This window comes from Cyanobium gracile PCC 6307 (assembly GCF_000316515.1).
Taxonomy (GTDB): domain Bacteria; phylum Cyanobacteriota; class Cyanobacteriia; order PCC-6307; family Cyanobiaceae; genus Cyanobium; species Cyanobium gracile.
In genome coordinates this window covers 1,029,612-1,050,304 of the sequence record NC_019675.1, presented here as the reverse complement: position 1 = coordinate 1,050,304, position 20,693 = coordinate 1,029,612, and the positions used below count along the sequence as shown (strand labels likewise).

The window sequence follows — 20,693 nt, the reverse complement described above, 5'->3', positions numbered from 1 at the left end:
GCTTCAGCTGCCGGAAGGCTTCAGGTGGCCCAGGCGTTCCTCCAGACCCTGGAGCATCTCCAAAGCGAACATCGGCAACTCCTGAAGGGCGAACAGGAACTCCTCCCTGTTCATCTCCAGCAGTTGCGTGTCCTGCAGGGCGGTGGCGGTTCCGAAGCGTTGATGCTGGGAACCCACCAAGGCCCCCACCCCGAAGCTGTTGCCGGGGCCGAGGATCTCACTGTCCCGTCCCTTGGCCCAGTCGATCCGGACCTCGCCATCCACGATGCCGAAGACCGATTCGCCCGCTTCGCCGGCCCTGAAGATCACCTCCCCTGCCGCCACGGTCCTGAGGGTCCTGTTCTGGGCCAGGAGCCGCATGGTGTTCAGGGCGCCTGGGGAGGGGGAGGTCATGGGGGACTCCTGGATCCCACCACCTTGCAGACGGTCGGTTAAGGATCAGGTGGGAACGGGGCCGCCGGCCATGGCCACCGGCGAGGACGTCACATTCCATAGCTTTTCTGCGTATTCCCCGATGGCCCGGTCCGAGGAGAAGAAGCCGCTGCGGGCGGTGTTCAGCAGGGCCATCAGATTCCAGCGGTTGCGGTCGGCCCAGGTGGCGTTGATGGCGTCCTGGGCCCGGAGGTAATCGCTGAAGTCGGCCAGCACGAAGAAGGGATCGGCCCGCCGCAGCTGGTCCGTCAGGGGTCGGAACCGGTCGGTGTCCCCCTGGCTGAAGTGTCCGCGGTCGATCAGCTCGAACACCTCCGCCAGCAGCGGCTCGCCACCCAGCCACTCCCAGGGCCGGTAGTGGCCCCGCAGCTGGCCGATCTCCTCGGTGGTGCGCCCGAACAGGAAGAAGTTGTCGGCCCCCACCTGCTCGCGGATTTCCACGTTCGCCCCATCGAGGGTGCCGATGGTGAGGGCGCCGTTCATCATGAATTTCATGTTGCCGGTGCCGGAGGCCTCGAGGCCGGCGGTGGAGATCTGCTCGGAGAGGTCGGCGGCGGGGTAGACGCGCTCCCCGAGCTTGACGTTGTAGTCGGCCAGGAAGATGACACGCAGGCGGCCGTCCATATCGGGATCGGCGTTCACCACATCGGCGATGCCGTTGATGAAGCGGATGATCAGCTTGGCCATGGCATAGCCAGGGGCCGCCTTGCCGCCGAAGATCACGGTGCGGGGGGCGAGGCCATCGGCGCGTCCGTTCTTGATGCGCAGGTACTGGGCGATCACCTGCAGGGCATTGAGGTGCTGGCGCTTGTATTCGTGGATGCGCTTCACCTGCACGTCGAAGAGGCTGTCGGGGTCGACGCTCAAGGCCAGCTGCCGGTGGATGTAGCCGGCCAGGCGTTGCTTGGCGGTCCGCTTGCACTGGGCCCAGCGTTCCAGGAACGCCCCGTCCCGCTGGAAGTCCTCCAGGCGACGGAGGCTCTGGGGCCGGGTCGGCCAGTCGGCGCCGATGCTCTCGCAGAGCAGGGCATGCAGGGATGGATGGGCCAGGGCCAGCCAGCGGCGTGGTGTCACGCCGTTGGTGACGTTGGTGAACTTCTCGGGCCAGAGGGCGGCGAATTCGGGGAACAGCTCCTGCTTGACCAGGGCGCTGTGGAGGGCGGCGACGCCGTTGACGTGGTGGGAGCCGACGGTGGCGAGGTGGGCCATGCGCACGGCCTTCTCCCCGGATTCATCGATGATCGAGAGGTGCCGTTGCACAACGTCGTTGCCGGGGTACTTGAGGCGCACCTGCTGGAGGAAGCGGTGGTTGATCTCGAAGATCAGCTCGAGGTGGCGGGGCAGCAGCGACCCGAAGAGATCGAGGCCCCACTTTTCGAGGGCCTCGGGCAGCAGGGTGTGGTTGGTGTAGGAGAGGCAGGCGGTGGTGATGGCCCAGGCGACGTCCCAGCCCAGGTGCTTGTCGTCGAGGAGGAGCCGCATGAGCTCGGCGACGGCGATGGAGGGGTGGGTGTCGTTGAGCTGGATGGCCCAGTGCTCAGGGAACTCCTGGACGGGAATGCCGCGGGCATCGAGGCTGCGGATCATGTCCTGCAGGGAGCAGCTGACGAAGAAGTGCTGCTGCATCAGACGCAGGCGCCGTCCCGCATCGGTGCCGTCGTTGGGATAGAGCACTTTGGAAAGAGTCTCCGAGCCCACCTTCCTTTCGACGGCGCCATAGAAGTCGCCGCTGTTGAAGGTCTGGAAGTCGAAGGATTCGCAGGCTTCCGCTCGCCAGAGGCGCAGTCGGTTGCAGGTGTTGACCCGGTAACCAAGCACCGGCACGTCGTGGGGAATGCCGATGGCGTGCTCGGCGGGGATCCAGCGCGCCCGGTGGGTGCCGTGGTCGTCGCGGTAGCTCTCGGTGTGGCCGCCGAAGCCCACGACACAGGCCTTCTCCGGCTGAACGATTTCCCAGGGCCAGCCGCCTTTGAGCCACTTGTCGGTGATCTCCACCTGCCAGCCGTCGCGGATGAGCTGGTCGAAGATGCCGAACTCGTAGCGGATGCCGTAGCCGGTGGCGGGGATCTCGAGGGTGGCGAGCGACTCGAGGAAGCAGGCGGCCAGGCGGCCGAGGCCGCCGTTGCCCAGGCCCGGCTCCTCCTCCACGTCGAGGATCTCCTCAATGTCGTCGATGCCGAACTGGCGCAGGGCCTCGGCGGCCTCCTTCTGGATGCCGAGCATCAGCAGGTTGTTGCCGAGCTGGGGGCCGATCAGGAATTCGGCCGAGAGATAGGCCACCACCCTGGCGGGGCTGGCCAGGATGGCGTCGAGACCCGCCAGGTAGCGGGTCATCAGCCTGTCGCGCACTGCGTAGCTGAGCGCCATGTAGAGGTCGTGGCGGTCGGCCTCCTGCACCCGCCGGCCCAGGGAATAGAAGAGGTGCTCGACGAGGCCGTCGAGAAGATCCTTCGTCGCCAGGCCGTTGCGCTGGGGATCGGCGTAGGTGCCGGGCTCGGGGAGACCCATCACCGGGGCGAGGGTGCTGGTCATGGCTGGACGGTCATGGGCACACCCTCACCCTCACCAGGGATGGTTAAGACCCGGGGGCAGCGGCATCAACGTGAGCTTGGGAAGATGGGAGGGCCTGCCAGCGTTCCATTCCCGACCCTCTAGCCCAGCCCGGGGTGGCCAGCACTCCGTCCTCCACCCCCGGGGCGTCCTGCCCGCGGGAGGGCTCGGTGCTGATCTGTGGCCTGGGGTCCCTGGGCCAGGCCTGTCTGCTGCGCCTGCTGCCCTTCGACGTGCCGCTGCGCTGTCTGGACCGTGAGCGGCCGGACTGGCGCGATCCCCGCCTGGAGGAACGCTTCGGATCCACGCTGGTGCTCGGGGACATGCGCCTGCCCCATGTGCTCTCCCAGGCCGGGGTCGAGACGGCCCGTGCCGTGCTGCTGCTCAGCACCGAGAGCACGGTGAACGTGGAGGCGGCCCTGCAGGTGCGGTTGCTCAATCCCTCAGCCGACCTGGTGGTGCGCTCCTCCGGCCAGCTGGCCAGCCTGGGGGCCCTGCTCGAGGAGCGCCTGCCCGGGGTGGCCGTGGTGGATCCCCTGTTGCTCACGGCCGGGGCGATCACCGAGGCCCTCCGGCCCGGTGACCAGGAGGCCTGCTTCCGGGTGGATGGCCAGTCCTACCTGGTGGTGGAGGGAAACGACCCGGCCCGCCGGCAGCAGCGCAGCCTGCGCCAGGACGGCACCGACCCGGCCCGGCCCCTGCAGGTGGTGCCGATGGGCTCGCACCACCACCGCTCGGCGGACGCCGTCCCCGCCACGACGGCCAGGGGCCGGTGGCTGGCCATGCGTCGCGGCCTGGGGGCTCCGCTGCGCCTGTGGCGGCATTGCAGCCGGCTGCAGCAGGCCGGGTTGCTGGTGATCCTGGCGTTGCTGGCCCTGGGTCTGACCCTGTTCTCCGCCGGTGGCGGCTGGAGGCAGGGGGTGTTCGTCACCCTGGCGTTGCTGCTGGGGGAGTTCGTCGATCCGGTGAATGTGCTGCTGCCCCCGGGTGACGGCATCGAGGCGGCGGCCCCCTGGCTGATCGGCATCACCCTGCTGTATTCCCTTGTGGGGACGCTGCTCACCTCCGCCCTGGTGGCGGTGATCCTGGAACGGTTGTTGCGGGAGCGTTTCGGACTGGGCCATCCCGGCCGCTTCCGGCGCGGCAGCCGCTGGATCCTGCTGGCCGAAGGGGACGAACTCGCCGTGCGGGTCGCCGACAATCTGGTCAGGGATGGCCTGCAGGTGCTGCGGATCGATACGCGACCCGTGACACCACTGCACCGACCGGGGATGGTGGTCTTCCATCGCTGGGAAGCCGCCCTCGCCGCTCTGCAGCACTGCCGACTGGAGGGGATCGGCCTGCTGTCCGTCGATCTGCTCGCCAACCTCCAGGAGACCTTCCAGCTGCAGAAGTCCTGGCCTGAGGCCCGTTACGTGATCCTCTCCCATGCCGTCGAGGCGGCCGAACAACTGGGCGACCTGCTCGGCGGCATGGCGGTGATCTCCAGCATGGATCTGGTGGCCGATGCGGTCGTGGCCACGGCCTTCGGCGAACGGGTGGAGGAGATCTGCCGCATCGATGGGGCCAACCACCTGCTGGTGCGCTACCGGATTCAGCAGGGCGATGCCCTGTGGGGCCTGAACCTCTCCCGGGTCGAGCAGGGCTACGGGGTCACCACCATCCATCTGCTGCGTCCCGGTCGCCGTTCTCCCCTGGTGTTGCCCTCTCTCGATCTGGTGCTGGCGGCGGGGGATCAACTGGTGGTGCTGGCCACCCTGGCTCAGCTGCGGCGGGTCGAGCTGGGCTGCCCCGTTCCGCCCGGGTGGCGCCTGCGCCTGCAGGGTGCCCCCAGGGAAGAAGGCCGTTTCGAGGCCCTGCAGTCCCTGGCCAGGCATCTGGGCGGCGCGCCGGGGACCATGGCCCCTTTGCTCGATGGGGCGGAGCACCTCACCCCGGCCCTCGACCGCGTGCTGGCCGAGCAGCTGGCGGAGGAGTTGCGCCGCCAGGGGCTCCACTGCTCGGTGGAAGCCGTTGCCGTGGGTGAAGCTGTAGCCGGCGAGGGCCTGCGGCCATGAAGGACCCCACGCCCGCCCCGGCCCTCTGGCTGCTCGACACCTTGCGGGCCCTCAGGGCCACCCTGGAGCGCATCGAGGTGGAGGAGGCCGCCTGCCTGGAGGGCATTCACCCCGACTACCGGGTCAGTGCCCGCAACCTGCTGCATTTCATTGCCTTCCATCGCCATGCCCATCCGGGCCTGCCGAAGGCGCTGCGGCAACGGGGTCTGTGTTCCCTCACGGATTGTGACGCCCACCTGCTGTCCAGTCTGGAGGCGGTGATCACCGCCCTCGAAGCTCTCGATGGTCAGGGCCCCTCGGCGGCGGCGTCGCAGGACCAGCCGGGCGGCCCCCCAGGCCTGGGCGGTCCCGAGGTGCTGGAGCGGCATTGCGACAGGCTGTTCGGAGCCCTGGCCGCCACGGGGGTCGCCGGAATCATGGTCACACTGCCGGCGGAGGCGGCCGAGCGCCCCGCCCTGGTCGTCGATCTGCTGGCGGCGGGGATGTCCATCGCCCGCATCAATTGCGCCCATGACGACCCCGTGGTCTGGGGCCGGATGGTGGACGCGCTCAGAGAAGCCCGGGTGATCACGGGCCGCCCCTGTGCGATCGCCATGGACCTGGCGGGCCCGAAGCTGCGCACCGGCCAGCTGGCCCTCCAGCCCGCGGTGATCCGCGCCCGTCCCCCCCGCGACCGGATGGGGCGGCCCAGCCAACCGGTGCGGATCCTGGCGGTGCCGCGTGGAGCCTTGGCCGGGCCGCAGGACACGCAAGCCGTGCTGCTGCCGGCGCGACTGTCGAAGGCGAAGCGGCTGAAGCAGGGGAATCGCCTGCAGGGGCGGGATGCGTCCGGCCGCCGCCGCTCCCTCCAGGTGGTCCGACGCGGCCCCGATGGGGTTCTGCTGCTGCAGGCCGAAAAGACCTGCCATTTCACGTCCGGCCTGGTGTTCCGCCAGCGGCACGGCAAAGCCCGGCTGCGCGTGGGTCCACTGGAGCCGGTGAGCGGGGAACGGCTGCTGCGTCCGGGCGATGTCCTCCGCCTGACACCGGAGCCGGACCAGGGCGGCGGCACGCTGCCCTGCACCCTGCCGGAGGTCTTTTTTGATCTGCGCCTCGGTGAGCGGGTCCTCTTTGACGATGGCCGCATCGGTGCCGTGATCCGGGGGGTGTCACCCCAGGCCGTGGTGCTCGAGGTCACCACGGCCCAGGCCAGAGGCAGCCGACTTCGCTCCGACAAGGGGATCAATTTCCCCGACAGTGAACTGCGCACGCCGGCCCTCACCGCCAAAGACATCGAGGATCTGGCGTTCGTGACACGGCACGCCGACATGATCAGCTATTCCTTCGTGCACCGGGAGTCCGACATCCAGACCCTGCGCCACTGCCTGGAGGAGATGGGCCGGGGCGATCTGGCGGTGGTGCTCAAGATCGAAACCCGCCAGGCCTTCCTGAACCTGCCCCGGCTGCTGCTGGCGGCCATGGCCCACGGCGCCCCGGTGGGCGTGATGATCGCCCGGGGCGATCTGGCGATCGAGTGCGGCTGGGAGGCCCTGGCTCCGATTCAGGAGGAGATCCTGCGGATCTGCGCGGCGGCGCATGTCCCCTGCATCTGGGCCACTGAGGTGCTCGACACACTGGCCCAGCACGGCCATCCCACGCGGGCCGAGATCACCGATGCGGCGATGGGGGCCCGTGCCGACGCGGTGATGCTCAACAAGGGACCCAACATCACGGCCACCGTGAAGGTGCTGGAGGCGATCGTGGCCCGCAGCGCCAGCGACCGAAGCGATCGCAACGTGCCCCTGCTCACCTGCCTGGCGTTCCGGAGCAACTGTGAACCCGACGACCCGCTGCCCTGATCGCCGTCACCGCGCAGACGGCAGGATCAGTGCGTGGATTCGTCGAAGAGGGAACTGCGGGTGAATTTGAGCCCTTTCCAGATCTTCTTGATTTTCGCGTAGGCCTCGTCCTGGGTCATCTTGCCGTTGGCCTGCAGGCCGACGATCAAGCCGACCTGGTCGGCGAAGGACTCCAGGTTCTGGTGGAACATCAGCCGCTCCGGGCTCCAGTCGCTGCCCCGGTAGCTCCCATGCGCCTCCATGGGAGATTGGACATCCCGTTCCGGCCGGCCGAGTTCGGGATTGGATGGTCCCGTGGAGGGCTGGTTGGTCAACGAATCGTCAAGAGCAATGACTAAACCTAGCCAGCCAGCCTTAAGACCCCGTAAAGACCAGGGGCCAGCGCCAAAACCCTCGCCACGCCTGCCATTCCCACCATTCGGCCGTTGCGGTTGAATCATGGCAACAACCGGGACGTCAGTCGTGCGACTCACCCCTGGGGCGCTGAGCTCCCAGCGTCTGGAGCAACGTCCGGCGGGCCTGCCCACCCATCTCTACGTCCATGGCGGGCTCGGGCCCACCCGGGCCGATGCTGTGCTGTTCCTGGATTCCGGGCCGGTGCGGACCCCCGCCCCCGCCATCGAACGGCTGGCCAGCCTGTGCCAGGAAGGCACCCCCCTGTGGCTGCGCCTGCAGGGGCTGGGTGACCGCCGCTACATCCAGCAGCTGCTGGATCGCCTCGAGGTGCCGGCGGTGCTGCTGGCCCCCCTGCTGGAGGTGCCCCAGCGCCCCCAGGTGAACGGATTGGAGGATGTGCTGCTGGTGGTGCTGCACCGACTCAGCTTCGCCAAGGACCCGGCCCATCTGGTCAGTGAGCAGGTGGGCCTGGTGCTGCTGCCTGGCTTGCTGATCACCCTGGAGGAGGGCTGCGGCGGGGATCCCTTCCCGGATCTCACCGAATGGCTGCTGTCCAAGTCGGGGTCCCTGGCCGACCGGGACCTGGACGACATCCTGCACTTCGTCATCGATGACCTGCTTGATGATCTGTTCCCGATGCTGGAGGCGATGTCCCAGCGGCTTGATGCGCTGGAGGAATCCTCCCTGCGCAATCCCCGCCCCCTGATCCTGCGCCGCTCCTACGAATTCAGGAGCAACCTGCGCATCATTCGCACCCTGATCTGGCCCCTGCGTCACCAGATCCGCCTGCTGCTCCGTCAACGGCAGCGATTGCTGGGAACCGAGGCCCTGGAGGGCTTCCGGGACATGGCCGAACTGGTCGACCAGCTGTTCGAAGCCTGCGGGTCGCTGCGGGGCCAGTGCGATGCCATCACCCAGTCCTATGCCGCCAGCGTGGGCAACAGGATGAACCAGGTGATGAAGACCCTCACCATCCTCACCAGCATCTTTGCGCCGCTCACGTTCATCGTCGGCATCTATGGCATGAACTTCGAGTTCATGCCCGAGCTGAAGTGGCGCCATGGTTACGCCTTCGTCATGTTGCTGATGCTGCTGATCGCCTCACTCCAGGCCTGGTGGCTGTGGCGCCGGGGCTGGTTCCAGGACTGGACGGGCCAGGGCTGACGGGCTGGGAAGGCACCCCCTGCAGGGTGGGATTCAGCGGCCGCAGCCACAATCTGTCCTTAACCCAACCCCTTGGCTTGCTGGTGCAGGATCGGCGCAGCGTCCTCCCTTCGCTGGTCTCCACCATGGTCCTGAAGCTGCCTGCGACAGTCCGGTCGATGGGCGTGATGGCCTTCAGTGGACTGGGTGCCCTCCTCGGCGTCGGGCTGACGCCATCGCTGGCCCCGGTGCCTGTCCAGGCCCAGACCGGGATGGCTCCGGTGGTGCGCATCGAGGGCTCCAGCACGGTGTTCCCGATCATGGAGGAGGCCGCCAAGGCCTTTCAGAAGCGCCAGGGTTCGGCGTTGTCCATCGCCCTGAAGGAGACGGGCAGCTCGGCCGGGATGCGCAGGTTCTGCCGCGGCGAGATTCCGATCAGCAACTCCTCCCGCCCGATCAGCTCCAAGGAGCTGAAGGCCTGCGCCGCCAAGGGGGTCACGTTCATTGAACTGCCGCTGGCCTTCGATGCCATTTCGGTGGTGGTCCATCCCAGCAACAGCTGGGCCAGCCGCATCAGCACGGCCGAGCTCTCCACCCTGTGGAACCGCAAGGCGCAGGGACGCATCAAGCGCTGGAAGCAGGTGAACGCCTCCTGGCCGGATCGGCCGATCAATCTGTGCGGCCCGGGCGCCGAATCAGGAACGTTTGATTACTTCAACAAGGCAATCAATGGGGATTCTCGTAATTCCCGCACCGATTACACCGCCAGCGAAGATGATAACGTTTTAGTAAGTTGTGTTGAGAAGAACCCTCTGGCGCTGGGCTATTTCGGCTTTTCCTACTACCGCGCTCAGGCAGCCAAGTTGAAGGCGCTCGCCATCAGAGGTCCCAGGGGAACCTGGCCACCGACCATCGAGAACGTGCAGCAGGAGCGCTACGTTCCGCTGTCCCGACCCCTGTTCGTCTACATCAACGACAAGGATCTCAGGGATCGGCCCGAGGTGCGTCGCTTCATCACCTTCACGGTCCAAGGTGGGTTGCGTTTCAGTGAGAGGGCCGGTGTGATCCCCCTGCCTCCGGACACCTATCGTGTAGTTGAGTCCAAGCTTTATCGCCACTTGATCGGCACCTCCTTCGGGGGTGATCTGCCCGTCGGGCTCTCGATCAATGAGGCGATCCGGCGCAGCTTCGAGCAGATCCGTTCGAAATCACCCCGCTGAGGCCCCCGGCCCGTCCCATGGCCAGCCCGCACGATGATCACCCGTTCAGCAATGGAGCGTTTGCGGTCGGTCTGATCGGGCGCTTCACCCACAAGCTTGCGTCACTGCAGGGGCCCGTGCTCGCCGACAACGATCCCGAACCCCTGCATCAGATGCGGGTCGCGTTGCGGCGGCTGCGCACCTGCCTGCACCAGTTCGCCCCCGCCCTGCAGCTGCCCAAGGCCGTCGCTGACCCCCGCCTGGCCAAGACCGTGCGGCGGCTCGGCATGGCGCGGGACCTGGATGTGCTCCGGGATCGGCTGGAGAAGGATCTGATGCCCGAGCTTCCCGAGGCGGAACAACGGGCTCTCAAGCCCGTCTTCAAGCAGCTGCGGCGTGAACGGGCCCTGGCCTACGAGCAGGTGGTCACCACCCTCCAGAGCAGCGGCTACCTGAAGCTGCTGTCCCAGCTGCAGGGTTGGCTGCGCCATCCCGAGTTCACGCGGCTGGGGGAGCTGCCGCTGCTGGCCTGGACCCTGGAGTGGCAGGCCCCGATGATCGCCGGGCTGTTCCAGCATCCCGGCTGGTTCATCCTCAAACAGGAGGGGGACATGGAGCGGGTCCACGACCTGCGCAAACGACTCAAGACCGCCCGTTACGGCCTCGAGAATCTCGGGGCCGTCACCGGCTCACGCTGCCGGCAGTGGGTGGCCGAACTGAGGGAGCTGCAGGAACTGCTCGGAGAACTCAACGATCTCCATGTCCTGGAGAGGGCGATCGATGACCAGTTGCCGGCCGGACTGGCCAGGAGCCTGCCGGTTCTGGAGGCCCTGTTGCGGCGCAGGGCCCTGGGCTGCTGGGACCAGTGGCGGCAGCGAGCCGATGGGCTGATCCTCCCCGAACGCCGGCGCAGCCTCTCGATGGCGCTCTGGCTCGAGCGGCGTTCCGACAGCCACCCTGAAGTGCCCCCGCTGGCCCTCGCCTTACCGAGCTCTTAACCAAAGCACTAACAGCCCTTTGCCCGTCCCTCGGGTGTCGCTGCATACAGTTCGCTGCATCCGATGCGCTTTCCCCGATGGTATTCACGCCCTCCCGTGAATCCGGCAGCAAGGATGGATTCCGCGAACTTCTCGAAGCGAACTACCAGAAACGCAGTCTGGTTCATGTCAGCGCCGGGAGCCATGTCCCCTTGCTGAAGAACAACGTCTGGCTCGTGGTCCGCGGCATGGTGAAGCTCAGTGCCATCACCATTCACGGCGACGAGATGCTGCTCGGGCTGGCCGGCCCCAACGAGCCCTTCGGCGATCCCCTCAATGGTGTCGAGGCCTACGCCGCCACCACCCTGGCCGACACCGACCTGCTCTGCCTCAGCTGCAGCGAGATCCGCCAGGACGGCACCCTGGCCGTGGCCATGCTGGAGGCCCTCGGCCAGCGCATCCATCAGAGCCAGGCCCTGCTGGCCCTGATGGGTCTGAAGCGCGTCGATGAACGGGTGCGCGGCTTCCTTGAGCTCCTGGCCAGCGAGTACGGCCAGCCCTGCGAGTCGGGTCTGCGCCTCAACCTGCGCCTCACCCATCAGGAGGTGGCCAGTGCCCTGGCCACCACCCGGGTCACCGTCACCCGCGTGATCGGCGCCCTCCGCGACGAGGGCTGGCTGCAGCTCGACAGCCAGCGGCGTCTGGTGGTCAGCTATCTGCCACGCCGTTGAGACAGTTCTGGGATCTCCCCGCCGCCGACACTGATAATGCCGGCATGCATCCCCCCCTCCTGGTCGTCGAGGACGACGACACGATCCGCGAGACCATCCGCGACGTGCTGGTGCTGGAGGGTTTTTCCGTCACCGCCTGCGGCAACGGCACAGAGGCCCTGCGCACCCTGCAGGAATGCCCTCCGGGAGAGGAATTCTCCCTGGTGGTGCTCGATCTGATGCTGCCCGGCCTGGGGGGCCTCGATCTCTGCCGGCAACTGCGTTCCGCCGGCAACCAGACCCCCATCCTGGTGGTCAGTGCCCGCGACAGCGAAACCGACCGGGTGCTGGGCCTGGAGGTGGGGGCCGACGACTATCTGATCAAGCCCTTCGGCCTGCGGGAACTGGTGGCCCGCTGCCGGGCCCTGATGCGCCGCAGTCGCTCCGTGGAGGTGGCCGCCAAGGTGCTCCAGCACGCCAATCTCAGCCTGTACCCCGAGGAGTGCCGCGTCACCCGCGATGGCCTGGAGGTCAACCTTTCGCCGAAGGAGTACCGGCTGCTGGAGCTGTTCATGCAGAACCCCCGCCGCGTCTGGAGCCGCGACAAGCTGCTGGAGCGGGTCTGGGGCTACGACTACTTCGGCGACAGCAAGACCGTCGACGTCCACATCCGCTGGCTGCGGGAGAAGCTGGAGGCCAACCCCTCGGCTCCGGAGCACCTGATCACCGTCCGGGGCTTCGGCTACCGCTTCGGCTGAATGGAGGCTCTGCTGGCGGGTCTGCTGGGGCTGGCCCTGGGCTGGCTGCTGGCGCGCCGCACCGGTCGGCCCGGCCTGTCCCGTTCCGGGCTGTCTCAGCGCCAGCTGCTGCGCTGGATCGGGGAGGCCCCCGATGGCTGGCTGATCCTCGACAGCGGCGATCGCATCCAGCTGATCAACCAGCGGGCTGAACGGCTGCTGGAGGCCCCCGGAGCGGGACTGCGGCGTCAGGAACCCCTCGATCGGGTCTGCCGCTCGCCCGAGCTGCTGGAGGTGGTCCGCAACGCTCGCCGGCGGGAGCGTCCCCAGCGCCTCGACTGGGAGCTCGGCGAGCAGCAGCTGGCCGTGTTCGTCCTGCCCGGCGACGACGGCTGGGTGGCCCTGCTGCTCCAGAGTCGTCGTTCGCTCGAAGCCCAGCTGGAGCAGCAGGAGCGCTGGGTGAGCGATGTGGCCCACGAGCTCAAGACGCCCCTCACGGCCCTGCTGCTGGTGGGTGACAGCCTGGCCGCCCACGTCAACGACGCCAATGTGGTGCTGGTGGAACGGCTGCAGCGGGAGCTGCTGCGGCTGCAGCGGCTCGTGGGCGATCTGATGGAGCTCTCCCGGCTGGAGAACACCCTGCCCGAGGGGCTGCGCAGGCGCAGCCGCGTGGAGCTGCCCCAGCTGGTGCAGCAGGTCTGGCTTGGCCTGCGGCCCCTGGCCGAGCGGCGTTCCATCCGCCTGGAGCTCACCGCCGCGGGGGATCTGGCGGTGCTGGGGGATGGCTCGCGGCTGCACCGGGCCGTGCTCAACCTGCTGGACAATGCCCTGCGCTACAGCCCGGAGGAGGGCACCGTGTGGGTGGAGATCGAAGCGACGGCGGGCTGGTGCCTGCTGACGGTGCGCGACGAGGGCCCTGGCCTCAGCGAGGACGACCTCGAGCACATGTTCGAGCGCTTCTACCGCGGTGATCCCTCCCGGGTACGCAGCGACCGGGGCGGCAGCGGACTGGGTCTGGCGATCGTCCAGCAGATCGCGCTCACCCATGGCGGCCGCATCCAGGCGTCCAACCATCCCCGGGGCGGGGCGGTGATGGAACTGCTGCTCCCCGCGGTGGCCTGAGATGGAAAGGACAGCCCCTGGAGCCGCGGGGCGGATGGCGGCGGTGGCCGACCCGGTGATTGCCCAGGTGGGGTGCCTGATGCGCCAGCGCCCAGATGCCCTCTCCCTGGCGCAGGGCATGGTCAGCTGGGCGCCGCCGGAGGCGGTGCGCCAGGCCGTCGGCCGGGCGGTGGCGGAGGCTGACCCGCGGCTCGACCGCTACGGGGCGATGCAGGGCGAGGAGGCCCTGCTGGCGGCGGTCCGGCGGGAGCTCACCGAGGAGCGGGGGCTGGATCTGGAGGGCAGCGACCTACTGGTGACCGCCGGCAGCAACATGGCCTTCCACGCCATTGCCCAGGTGCTCTGTGACCCGGGCGACGAGGTGCTGCTGCCGCTGCCCTTCTACTTCAATCACGCCATGGCGATCCGCCTGGCCGGCGGCGTGCCCGTGCCGGTGGCGGCGGGGCTGGTGCCCGATCCCGAGCGGCTGGCGGCGGCGATCACCCCCCGCACCCGGGCCATCGTGACGATCTCCCCCAACAACCCCAGCGGCCTGGTGACGCCGCCGGAGGTGCTGGCGGCCATCAACCGCCTCTGCCACCGCCATGGGCTGCTGCATGTGAGCGACGAGGCCTACGCCGATTTCCTCCATGGGACGGTGCCCCATGGAAGCCCTGGCCGGCTGCCGGGCAGCGGAGCCCACACGGTGTCCCTGTTCTCCCTGTCGAAGGCCTACGGCATGGCCGGCTGGCGGGTGGGCTACGCGGCGGTGCCGCGCCAGCTGATGGGGGCGCTGGCCAAGGTCCAGGACACGGTGCTGATCTGTCCGCCCCTGGTGAGCCAGCGGGGGGCACTGGCGGCCCTGGAGGCCGGTCCGGCCTGGTGCCGGCCCCACATCGCCGCCCTCGGCGAGCGGCGCCGGCAGCTGTTCGAGGCGGTGGCGACGGCCCGCGCCGGCGGCCAGGCGGTGGAGCTGCTGGGTCCCCCCGACGGCGCCTTCTATGGTCTGGTGCGGTTCCCCTGCGGCCTGGGGGGCGAGCCGTTGCTGCGCCATCTGGTGCTGGGGCACGGGGTGGCCGCCCTGCCGGGCGACAGCTTCGGCCTGCCGCCGTCCGGCGGTCAGGCCCTGCTGCGGCTCAGCTACGGCATGCTCGAAGCCACCGCCCTGGCGGAGGCTCTGGAGCGTCTGTTCGAGGCGCTGGCGGCGCTGCAGCCCACCGGCGACTGAGCCCTGTCTCCGCTCAGGGCCTGGCGCTGGAGGTACGGCTGTCGCTTGCCGCCGCCAGCAGCCAGAACGTGCTCCCGTCCGGCCACAGCAGCAGCACCTTGCCGCCCGCCAGCACGGCGAGGGGATCGCTGGAGGCCAGACCGGCGCTGCGGGCTTTGGCGAGCGGCAGCCGCCGCAGTTCCATTCCCTCCGGAGCGGCGGCCATCCCGGCGGGGGCCTCCCGGGTGGGCGTCGCCTGCTCCCAGAGCGTCGCAACGGCGGTGGCCTCGGCTGACTCGAGTGTTCTGGCCTGCAGGGCAAGGGCGAGCATCCGGGTGGTCGCCGCCAGCTCCGCGCCCGTCCTGGCGCCGGTGCGCTCCTGGCCGGCTCCTGGCGGCGCCGGCGTGGCCGCCGCTGGCCGTGCCCGGTCCGCGCCCCTGTCGGCCCTACGGCGCGGCTGCGCCGGCAGATCCGTCGGCGGGGGCGGCGGCAGGGCGCTGAGCGGGGGGAGGGGCAGGGCCGCCAGGGCCGGCTCCCGCGCCTGCTGGCGGCTGAACCGCAGCAGCTCAGGGGTGTCATCCGGTGGTGGGGCCGCCACGGCGGGTGCCGTCCTGGCGGGCGGACGCAGGGCCGCCACAACAAGAAGCCCGTTCAGGGCCAGGGCCCCCAGCAGGGGCAGCCGCAGATGGCGCCAATGGGGAAGGCTGGCCTTCATGGCAGCTGCAGCTCCAGGGGCAGATCGGAACGGCCCAGGCGCTCCATCAGCTGCTGCACCGATCCCCAGGGGACGTCCGGTTCGGGGATCAGACGCAGGGTCGGTTGGCCCCGGCCGTCCTTGAGACCCTGGAGCACGGCGGCCAGCTGTCCGGGTGGGACCGGCTGATTCCAGAGCCGTAATTGGCCGTCGGCGTCCAGGTGCAGGCTGACGACCCCCTGGCTGGCCGGACGCTGGGCCAGCCGCTGGGGAACCAGGACCAGGGCCAGGGAGAGCAGCGCCAGCCCGGTGGCCATGGCCCCGAGGGCCACGGCGTCCAGGGCGGGTCCCCAGCGAGGCGTCGGGGCAGCGTCGGCGTTCATGGCCCCGCCTCCGGCAGGGTCAGCCCCACCGGCTGGGGGCTGATCGAGCGCAGGTGGGCCAGGGAGCGGGCTACCTCGCCCAGGGGCAGCCGGGCCGCCGGCAGGAAGTGGATCTCGCTGCCGGCCGGTTGGGAGCCCAGCAGGCCGGGCAGCCGGCCGCGGGAGACGGGTTCCCCGTTCACGAACCAGCGATCCCCGGGCGCCTGCACGATCCAGAGGGCGCCCGTGAGGGACGGGCCCCCCGGGGGGCGCAGCCGCGGCTGGCGCTGCCGGGCCAGGTCGGCCAGCGCCGCCACCGACCCGCACAGCAGCAGGGTCAACCCCACCAGGGCGGCAAGGGCGTGGTTCATGCCGGCGGGGCCCAGGTACGGCCGAGCCGCTGCAGCCGCAGGCACTGGCTGCGCCGCAGCCATTGGTTGGCGAACAGGCCGGTGCTGGCGATCAGGCTGAGGATCAGCCCCAGGGCCGTGCTGAGCAGCACCTGGCCGAATCCGGCCAGGTTGGCCCCCGCCGGCAGCAGCAGCTGGGGGCCGAGGCTGGCGAGCACCTGCATCAGACCGAGCACCGTGCCCACCAGACCCAGCAGCGGCGCCAGCACGACGGCGGCCTGCAGCAGCGGCTCGCCGAACCGCATCTCCAGCTCCCAGTCCTCCAGCAGGCGTCCCGCGGCCGATCCGCCCTGGTCGGCCAGCACCCGTTCCCACTGCCCGCGGCGGGAGGCGCGGCTGCGCCACCAGCTCCACCAGTACCTGCCCCGGTCGATCACCACGGTCACCACGGCGATGGAGAGCAGCAGCAGCAACAGGGCGATGGGTCCATGGATCCCGGGGACCGGTGTCTTCACCCCTGACGACGCTGCATCCGATGGGGGCGATGGTATGGGCCGACGTCGCCCGGACGACGTGCCCCAGCTGCTTGACAGTCCCCCGTGATCGGGCGCTGACTAAGGTGCCCATGGACCGGATCCAGAGGGAGCACCATGAGCCCCATCCATGCCGATAACAGCCTCAGCATCGGGCAGACCCCGCTGGTGGAGTTGCATCGCGTCACGGAGGGATGCGGCGCCCGGGTGCTCGCCAAGATCGAGGGCCGCAACCCGGCCTACTCGGTCAAATGCCGCATCGGCGCGGCGATGATCTGGCAGGCCGAGAAGGAGGGTCTGCTGGGGCCCGGCAAGGAACTGATCGAGCCCACCAGCGGCAACACCGGCATCGCCCTGGCCTTCGTGGCCGCGTCCCGGGGCATCCCCCTCACCCTCACCATGCCGGAGACGATGAGCCTGGAGCGGCGCAAGCTGCTCACGGCCTACGGCGCCCACCTGGTGCTCACCGAAGGACGGCAGGGAATGGGGGGGGCCATCGCCGCCGCCAGGGAGCTGGCGGAGTCCGAACCGGACCGCTGGGTGATGCTGCAACAGTTCGTGAACCCGGCCAATCCCCGCATCCACCACGACACCACCGGCCCCGAGATCTGGACGGACACCGGCGGCGTGGTCGATGCTCTGGTCTGTGGTGTCGGCACCGGCGGCACCATCACCGGCGTCAGCCGCTACATCAAGACCACCCTCGGCCAGCCGCTCGTGTCGGTGGCCGTGGAGCCGCTCAACAGCCCCGTCATCCGCCAGACCATCGCCGGTGAGGACCTGCGGCCCGGTCCCCATAAGATCCAGGGCATCGGTGCTGGCTTCGTTCCCGCCAACCTCGACCTCAGCCTGGTCGACCGGGTCGAGGCCGTCAGCGACGAGGAGGCGGTGACCATGGCCCGCCGCCTGATGAAGGAGGAGGGGATCCTGGCGGGCATCTCCTGCGGTGCCGCCACGGTGGCCGCCCTGCGGCTCGCCCGGGAGCCGGCCTTCGAGGGCCGCACGATCGTGGTGGTGCTGCCCGACTCCGGCGAGCGCTATCTCAGTTCGGTGCTGTTCGAGGGGGTGTTCAACGAACGGGGCCTGGCGGCCGTCTGACCCCACCGACCGCACGAGTGCTGCGAGGCCACCACCGATGAGTTACCTGCGTCAGATCATGCAGCGGCTCCATGACCGCAGCACCGCTCCGGTCCCGGTCGATCGCTCCGGGGACCCTGCCGTGCTGGAGGAGCATCTGACGCTCTATGCCGGCCGTCTTGAGGACTGCAGCGACGCCATGCTCCACTACGAGGCCGCCTGGCTTGAGCAGCACATCGAGACGCTGGAACTCTGCGCGCGGCAGCCGACGATGCTCGCCAGCGCCGGGGGGGCCGAGCGGGTCGAGCGGCTGCTGCAGGAGAGCCTGAGGTTCCGCCAGCTGCTGGAGCACTGCCGGGCGGCCAGGGGGCTGACGGGGGAAGGGGTGCGGGCCGCCGTGGTGGCCAGCGAACATGCCTGGGAACTGTCCGACCCGGGACTCCGCCGGGCCTGGGGGTTCCCCGCCGACCCCTCCAGCGGTCCCGGGGCCTGACCTCCGCGCGTGTCCCCTCGCGCATCCTGTTCGCTGCGATACATACCGCTGCCCGAGGTTCCCCCAAGGATTGGCTGATCGTCCTTCTGCCGCACCATGGCGAGCTTCACGATCAGCCTGGAAGGGGGCAAGACCTTCACCTGTCCCGACGACACCTACATCCTCGACGCGGCCGAGGAGCAGGGCATCGATCTGCCCTATTCCTGCCGCGCCGGGGCCTGCAGCACCTGCGCCGGCCGGATCCTCTCCGGCAGCGTCGACCAGTCCGACCAGAGCTTCCTCGACGATGACCAGATCGGCGAAGGCTTCGCCCTGCTCTGCGTCAGCTACCCCCTTTCCGACTGCACCATCCAGCCGGGGGTCGAAGAGGAGCTCTGATCGTCCCGGTCCTGTTCAGCCGGCCATGGTGACGAACTCCTCGGCCACCGAGGGGTGCAGCGCCATGGTGCGGTCGAAGTCGGCCTTGGTGGCGCCCATGCCGATGGCGATCGCCGCCATCTGAATGATCTCGGCGCTGTGCTCGCCCACCATGTGGCAGCCCACCACCCGGTCGGTGGCGGCCTCCACGATCAGCTTCAGCAGCACGCGGGGGCCTCGGGCCGGCAGGGCCTGGGCCATGGGGCGGAAACGGGCCCGGTGCACCCGGATGCCCTCGGCGCCGAAGCGCTCGATCGCCGTCTCCTCGCTCAGCCCCACCCCGGCCAGTTCCGGCTGGCTGAAGACGGCGCTGGCCACCAGGTCGTGGTTCACCTGGCGGGGCTTGTTGCCGTAGACGGTGTCGGCGAAGGCGCGGCCTTCATCCACCGCCACCGGGGTGAGGTTGATGCGGTCGGTCACGTCGCCGACGGCATGGATGTGGGGCACGTTGGTGGTCTGGTCGGCATCCACCGGGATGCGGTGGCCTTCCACCGCCACCCCGGCGCACTCCAGCTGCAGGCCGTCGAGGAAAGGCCGGCGGCCCGTGGCCAGCAGCACCCCGCCGCAGGGCAGCAGCTCGCGGCTCTGGGTGACGAGCTCCAGGGCGCCGGGGACGCCGGTGATGGCGGCGGGGCTGTGGGCGAAGCGGATCTCGATGCCTTCGGCCTCCATGGCCTCCTGCACGGCAGCGGAGGCCTCCCGGTCGAAGCCCCGCAGCAGGTGGTCACCACGCACCAGCAGGGTCACCGCCACCCCCAGGCCGTGCAGGATGCAGGCGAATTCGCAGGCGATGAAGCCGGCGCCCACCACCACCACCCGGTCCGGGAAGCGCTCCAGCAGAAACATGTCGTCGCTCACCCAGCCCAGTTCGGCCCCGGGGAAGCTGGGCCGGTGCGGCCGGCCGCCGGCGGCGATCAGGATCCGCTCCGCCTGGAGCCGACGGGTGGTCTCGGCGCCCTGGACCACATCGATGTGGTGGGGATCGGCGAAACGGCCCCAGCCCCGCACCAGTTCGACGCCGGCCTTCTCCAGCAGGGTGATGTGCAGCTGGTTGAGCCGGTCCACCTCCCGGCGCACGTTGGCGAGCAGCACGGAGGCGTCGGGCCTGAAGCCATCCAGCTGCCAGCCGTAGCTGGCCGCATCGTCGAGCAGGTGGCGGTAGGCCGAGCCGTAGACCAGCAGCTTCTTGGGCACGCAGCCGCGGATCACGCAGGTGCCCCCCACCCGGTCGCCCTCCACGATCGCCACGGAGGCCCCGTAGGAGGCCGCCCGTTTGGCGGCCGCCAGGCCACCGGAGCCCGCCCCGAGGACGATCAGATCGAAGCAGTCGGTCATGGCAGCAGGGCGTCGTGGAGCACGGTGCCTTCCAGCATGGCGTCCCGGAGATCGGTGTCCCGCAGGTCGCAGCCGCTCAGATCGGCCTCGCGCAGGTCGGCGCCTTCCATGTTGGTGCCGTAGAGGCAGGCACCGCGCAGATCACTCCCCTGCAGCAGGGCCCCCTGCATCTGGGCGAAGCTCAGGTCGGCCCCCTGGAAATCGGCCCCGCCCAGGTCGGTGCGCTGGTCGAGGCCGCCGCGGAAGTCGGCCTCCACCAGTCGGGTGGACCGCCAGTGGCTGTGGGCCCCGAGCACCCCCCGCAGGCAGCAGCGGTGCATCAGGGCGCCGCCGAAATCGGCCCCCTGCAGCCGGGCCGCCGACAGGTCGGCGTCGTGCCAGAAGGAGCCGCGAGCCTGGAGTTCGGAGAGGTCGGCCCCCCAGAGCAGGGCCTGCTGGAAGCAGGCGGCCTCCACGTTCGCTCCCGCCAGCCGGGCATGGCCGAAGCGGCCTTCCTTGAAGCAGCCGCCTTCCAGGTTGCAGTCGCCAAGATCCAGGGCGACCCCATCGAGATCCCCCAGCCGCAGGCCGGCGAAGTCGCGTCGTCCCTCGGCCAGGGCACGTTTGAGGGCCTCCAGGTCGGCGGGGAGATCGCCCGGCAGGTCGGCGGAACGGTCAGAGGATGGCCGCAAGGGCATCGAGTTGCTGGCGGCGGGAGGCGAGCATCAGCTTCCGGGCCTGGGCCAGGAGCTGGAAGACGCCCTTGTCGATCACTTCATAGAACACCAGGCTGCCTTCGGGACGGCGGCGCACGACGCCGGCGATGGTGAGCAGCTTGAGATGCTTGGACACCAGGGCCTGGCTCAGGCCGGTCTTCTCGACGACGGCGGTGACGTTGAGGGGCCCCTGGCGCAGGGTCTCGAGCACGGTGAGCCGGTTGGGCTCGGAGAACACCTTGAAGTAGTCGGCCAGAGATTCCATCGACCGCAGCGAAGCCCGGGATGGTGGGAGGTTACCACGCTTGCGTCTCAGACTGTTGATGCAGAATCGTGAAACCACAGGTCTGCTTCACGTGGACCACGTAGTATCGCGATGTCGTTATGACG

General features: G+C 69.4%; 22 protein-coding genes. 12 read left to right on the top strand and 10 right to left on the bottom strand.

Translation table 11 applies throughout. From position 1 onward, the window contains the following. Positions 1-3: 3 nt before the first annotated feature. Both CYAGR_RS05000 and CYAGR_RS04995 read right to left on the bottom strand, forming a co-directional pair. A complete protein-coding gene (locus CYAGR_RS05000; RefSeq protein WP_015108696.1) occupies positions 4-393 on the bottom strand; it encodes a Crp/Fnr family transcriptional regulator in 390 nt (129 codons plus the stop codon). Between the two features lie 45 nt (positions 394-438). Further along, entirely contained in the window at positions 439-2,964 is a 2,526-nt protein-coding gene (locus CYAGR_RS04995; RefSeq protein WP_015108695.1) for a glycogen/starch/alpha-glucan phosphorylase, read from the bottom strand. Positions 2,965-3,098: 134 nt separating this feature from the next. Between CYAGR_RS04995 and CYAGR_RS19375 the strand changes: the two genes are divergently transcribed. Both CYAGR_RS19375 and CYAGR_RS04985 read left to right on the top strand, forming a co-directional pair. After that, a complete protein-coding gene (locus CYAGR_RS19375; protein WP_015108694.1) occupies positions 3,099-5,039 on the top strand; it encodes an NAD-binding protein in 1,941 nt (646 codons plus the stop codon). Continuing rightward, positions 5,036-6,877, top strand: a complete 1,842-nt coding sequence (locus CYAGR_RS04985; protein ID WP_015108693.1) for a pyruvate kinase — start codon at positions 5,036-5,038, stop codon at positions 6,875-6,877. Before CYAGR_RS19375 ends, CYAGR_RS04985 begins: the two co-directional genes overlap by 4 nt. 26 nt (positions 6,878-6,903) lie before the next feature. Here the strand turns inward: CYAGR_RS04985 and CYAGR_RS04980 are convergent, their stop codons facing one another. Next, complete coding sequence (locus CYAGR_RS04980) at positions 6,904-7,191, bottom strand: DUF7219 family protein (protein ID WP_245552615.1); 288 nt, start codon at positions 7,189-7,191, stop codon at positions 6,904-6,906. A 148-nt stretch (positions 7,192-7,339) separates the two neighbouring features. Between CYAGR_RS04980 and corA the strand changes: the two genes are divergently transcribed. From corA to CYAGR_RS04945, 7 genes are all read left to right on the top strand, one after another. Beyond that, entirely contained in the window at positions 7,340-8,437 is a 1,098-nt protein-coding gene (gene corA / locus CYAGR_RS04975; protein ID WP_245552614.1) for a magnesium/cobalt transporter CorA, read from the top strand. A gap of 26 nt (positions 8,438-8,463) precedes the next feature. Continuing rightward, positions 8,464-9,636: a PstS family phosphate ABC transporter substrate-binding protein gene (locus tag CYAGR_RS04970; RefSeq protein WP_015108690.1), complete on the top strand. Its 1,173-nt coding sequence runs from the start codon at positions 8,464-8,466 to the stop codon at positions 9,634-9,636. 17 nt (positions 9,637-9,653) lie between these two features. Next, on the top strand, positions 9,654-10,613 hold the full coding sequence (locus CYAGR_RS04965) for a CHAD domain-containing protein (protein ID WP_015108689.1): 960 nt from the start codon (positions 9,654-9,656) through the stop codon (positions 10,611-10,613). A gap of 77 nt (positions 10,614-10,690) precedes the next feature. Continuing rightward, positions 10,691-11,323 carry a Crp/Fnr family transcriptional regulator PtrA gene (gene ptrA, locus CYAGR_RS04960; RefSeq protein WP_015108688.1) on the top strand — a complete coding sequence of 211 codons (633 nt, stop codon included), beginning with the start codon at positions 10,691-10,693 and terminating at the stop codon, positions 11,321-11,323. A gap of 44 nt (positions 11,324-11,367) precedes the next feature. Then, a complete protein-coding gene (locus CYAGR_RS04955) occupies positions 11,368-12,060 on the top strand; it encodes a response regulator transcription factor (RefSeq protein WP_043325450.1) in 693 nt (230 codons plus the stop codon). Beyond that, a complete protein-coding gene (locus tag CYAGR_RS04950) occupies positions 12,061-13,161 on the top strand; it encodes a sensor histidine kinase (protein ID WP_015108686.1) in 1,101 nt (366 codons plus the stop codon). Between the two features lie 34 nt (positions 13,162-13,195). Beyond that, positions 13,196-14,368, top strand: a complete 1,173-nt coding sequence (locus tag CYAGR_RS04945) for an aminotransferase class I/II-fold pyridoxal phosphate-dependent enzyme (RefSeq protein ID WP_015108685.1) — start codon at positions 13,196-13,198, stop codon at positions 14,366-14,368. Between the two features lie 13 nt (positions 14,369-14,381). On the opposite strand, the gene CYAGR_RS04940 is transcribed toward CYAGR_RS04945, so the two are convergent. From CYAGR_RS04940 to CYAGR_RS04925, 4 genes are read right to left on the bottom strand one after another with little or no spacing between them, the layout of a single operon-like run. Then, positions 14,382-15,062: a hypothetical protein gene (locus tag CYAGR_RS04940; protein WP_015108684.1), complete on the bottom strand. Its 681-nt coding sequence runs from the start codon at positions 15,060-15,062 to the stop codon at positions 14,382-14,384. Continuing rightward, a complete protein-coding gene (locus CYAGR_RS04935; protein ID WP_015108683.1) occupies positions 15,059-15,424 on the bottom strand; it encodes an ExbD/TolR family protein in 366 nt (121 codons plus the stop codon). Before CYAGR_RS04935 ends, CYAGR_RS04940 begins: the two co-directional genes overlap by 4 nt. Next, positions 15,421-15,774: a hypothetical protein gene (locus tag CYAGR_RS04930; protein ID WP_015108682.1), complete on the bottom strand. Its 354-nt coding sequence runs from the start codon at positions 15,772-15,774 to the stop codon at positions 15,421-15,423. The genes CYAGR_RS04935 and CYAGR_RS04930 overlap by 4 nt, the downstream gene beginning before the upstream one ends. Beyond that, on the bottom strand, positions 15,771-16,268 hold the full coding sequence (locus tag CYAGR_RS04925; protein WP_015108681.1) for a MotA/TolQ/ExbB proton channel family protein: 498 nt from the start codon (positions 16,266-16,268) through the stop codon (positions 15,771-15,773). The genes CYAGR_RS04930 and CYAGR_RS04925 overlap by 4 nt, the downstream gene beginning before the upstream one ends. Before the next feature lie 135 nt (positions 16,269-16,403). Between CYAGR_RS04925 and cysK the strand changes: the two genes are divergently transcribed. The 3 genes from cysK (at position 16,404) to CYAGR_RS04910 (ending at position 18,234) form a co-directional block, all read left to right on the top strand. Then, positions 16,404-17,384, top strand: coding sequence for a cysteine synthase A (gene cysK, locus CYAGR_RS04920; protein WP_015108680.1), 981 nt, complete (start codon positions 16,404-16,406; stop codon positions 17,382-17,384). Between the two features lie 37 nt (positions 17,385-17,421). Further along, positions 17,422-17,856 (top strand): hypothetical protein, encoded by a 435-nt coding sequence (locus CYAGR_RS04915; RefSeq protein ID WP_015108679.1) that lies wholly within the window; start codon positions 17,422-17,424, stop codon positions 17,854-17,856. Positions 17,857-17,952: 96 nt separating this feature from the next. Next, complete coding sequence (locus CYAGR_RS04910; RefSeq protein WP_015108678.1) at positions 17,953-18,234, top strand: 2Fe-2S iron-sulfur cluster-binding protein; 282 nt, start codon at positions 17,953-17,955, stop codon at positions 18,232-18,234. Between the two features lie 15 nt (positions 18,235-18,249). On the opposite strand, the gene gorA is transcribed toward CYAGR_RS04910, so the two are convergent. From gorA to CYAGR_RS04895, 3 genes are read right to left on the bottom strand one after another with little or no spacing between them, the layout of a single operon-like run. Next, on the bottom strand, positions 18,250-19,608 hold the full coding sequence (gene gorA, locus CYAGR_RS04905; protein ID WP_015108677.1) for a glutathione-disulfide reductase: 1,359 nt from the start codon (positions 19,606-19,608) through the stop codon (positions 18,250-18,252). Beyond that, positions 19,605-20,285, bottom strand: a complete 681-nt coding sequence (locus CYAGR_RS04900; protein WP_015108676.1) for a pentapeptide repeat-containing protein — start codon at positions 20,283-20,285, stop codon at positions 19,605-19,607. The genes gorA and CYAGR_RS04900 overlap by 4 nt, the downstream gene beginning before the upstream one ends. Continuing rightward, the gene (locus CYAGR_RS04895; RefSeq protein WP_015108675.1) at positions 20,263-20,568 is read right to left on the bottom strand and encodes an ArsR/SmtB family transcription factor; all 306 of its coding nucleotides are present in this window, start codon (positions 20,566-20,568) and stop codon (positions 20,263-20,265) included. The genes CYAGR_RS04900 and CYAGR_RS04895 overlap by 23 nt, the downstream gene beginning before the upstream one ends. Positions 20,569-20,693 lie beyond the last annotated feature (125 nt).

Bases quoted from the DNA above. Each gene is read 5' to 3' on its own strand.
- CYAGR_RS05000 (WP_015108696.1), bottom strand. From the start codon at position 393: ATGACCTCCCCCTCCCCAGGCGCCCTGAACACCATGCGGCTCCTGGCC.
- CYAGR_RS04995 (WP_015108695.1), bottom strand. From the start codon at position 2,964: ATGACCAGCACCCTCGCCCCGGTGATGGGTCTCCCCGAGCCCGGCACC.
- CYAGR_RS04985 (WP_015108693.1), top strand. From the start codon at position 5,036: ATGAAGGACCCCACGCCCGCCCCGGCCCTCTGGCTGCTCGACACCTTG.
- CYAGR_RS04965 (WP_015108689.1), top strand. From the start codon at position 9,654: ATGGCCAGCCCGCACGATGATCACCCGTTCAGCAATGGAGCGTTTGCG.
- ptrA (WP_015108688.1), top strand. From the start codon at position 10,691: ATGGTATTCACGCCCTCCCGTGAATCCGGCAGCAAGGATGGATTCCGC.
- CYAGR_RS04955 (WP_043325450.1), top strand. From the start codon at position 11,368: ATGCATCCCCCCCTCCTGGTCGTCGAGGACGACGACACGATCCGCGAG.
- CYAGR_RS04950 (WP_015108686.1), top strand. From the start codon at position 12,061: ATGGAGGCTCTGCTGGCGGGTCTGCTGGGGCTGGCCCTGGGCTGGCTG.
- CYAGR_RS04945 (WP_015108685.1), top strand. From the start codon at position 13,196: ATGGCGGCGGTGGCCGACCCGGTGATTGCCCAGGTGGGGTGCCTGATG.
- CYAGR_RS04940 (WP_015108684.1), bottom strand. From the start codon at position 15,062: ATGAAGGCCAGCCTTCCCCATTGGCGCCATCTGCGGCTGCCCCTGCTG.
- CYAGR_RS04935 (WP_015108683.1), bottom strand. From the start codon at position 15,424: ATGAACGCCGACGCTGCCCCGACGCCTCGCTGGGGACCCGCCCTGGAC.
- CYAGR_RS04930 (WP_015108682.1), bottom strand. From the start codon at position 15,774: ATGAACCACGCCCTTGCCGCCCTGGTGGGGTTGACCCTGCTGCTGTGC.
- cysK (WP_015108680.1), top strand. From the start codon at position 16,404: ATGAGCCCCATCCATGCCGATAACAGCCTCAGCATCGGGCAGACCCCG.
- CYAGR_RS04915 (WP_015108679.1), top strand. From the start codon at position 17,422: ATGAGTTACCTGCGTCAGATCATGCAGCGGCTCCATGACCGCAGCACC.
- CYAGR_RS04910 (WP_015108678.1), top strand. From the start codon at position 17,953: ATGGCGAGCTTCACGATCAGCCTGGAAGGGGGCAAGACCTTCACCTGT.
- gorA (WP_015108677.1), bottom strand. From the start codon at position 19,608: ATGACCGACTGCTTCGATCTGATCGTCCTCGGGGCGGGCTCCGGTGGC.
- CYAGR_RS04900 (WP_015108676.1), bottom strand. From the start codon at position 20,285: ATGCCCTTGCGGCCATCCTCTGACCGTTCCGCCGACCTGCCGGGCGAT.
- CYAGR_RS04895 (WP_015108675.1), bottom strand. From the start codon at position 20,568: ATGGAATCTCTGGCCGACTACTTCAAGGTGTTCTCCGAGCCCAACCGG.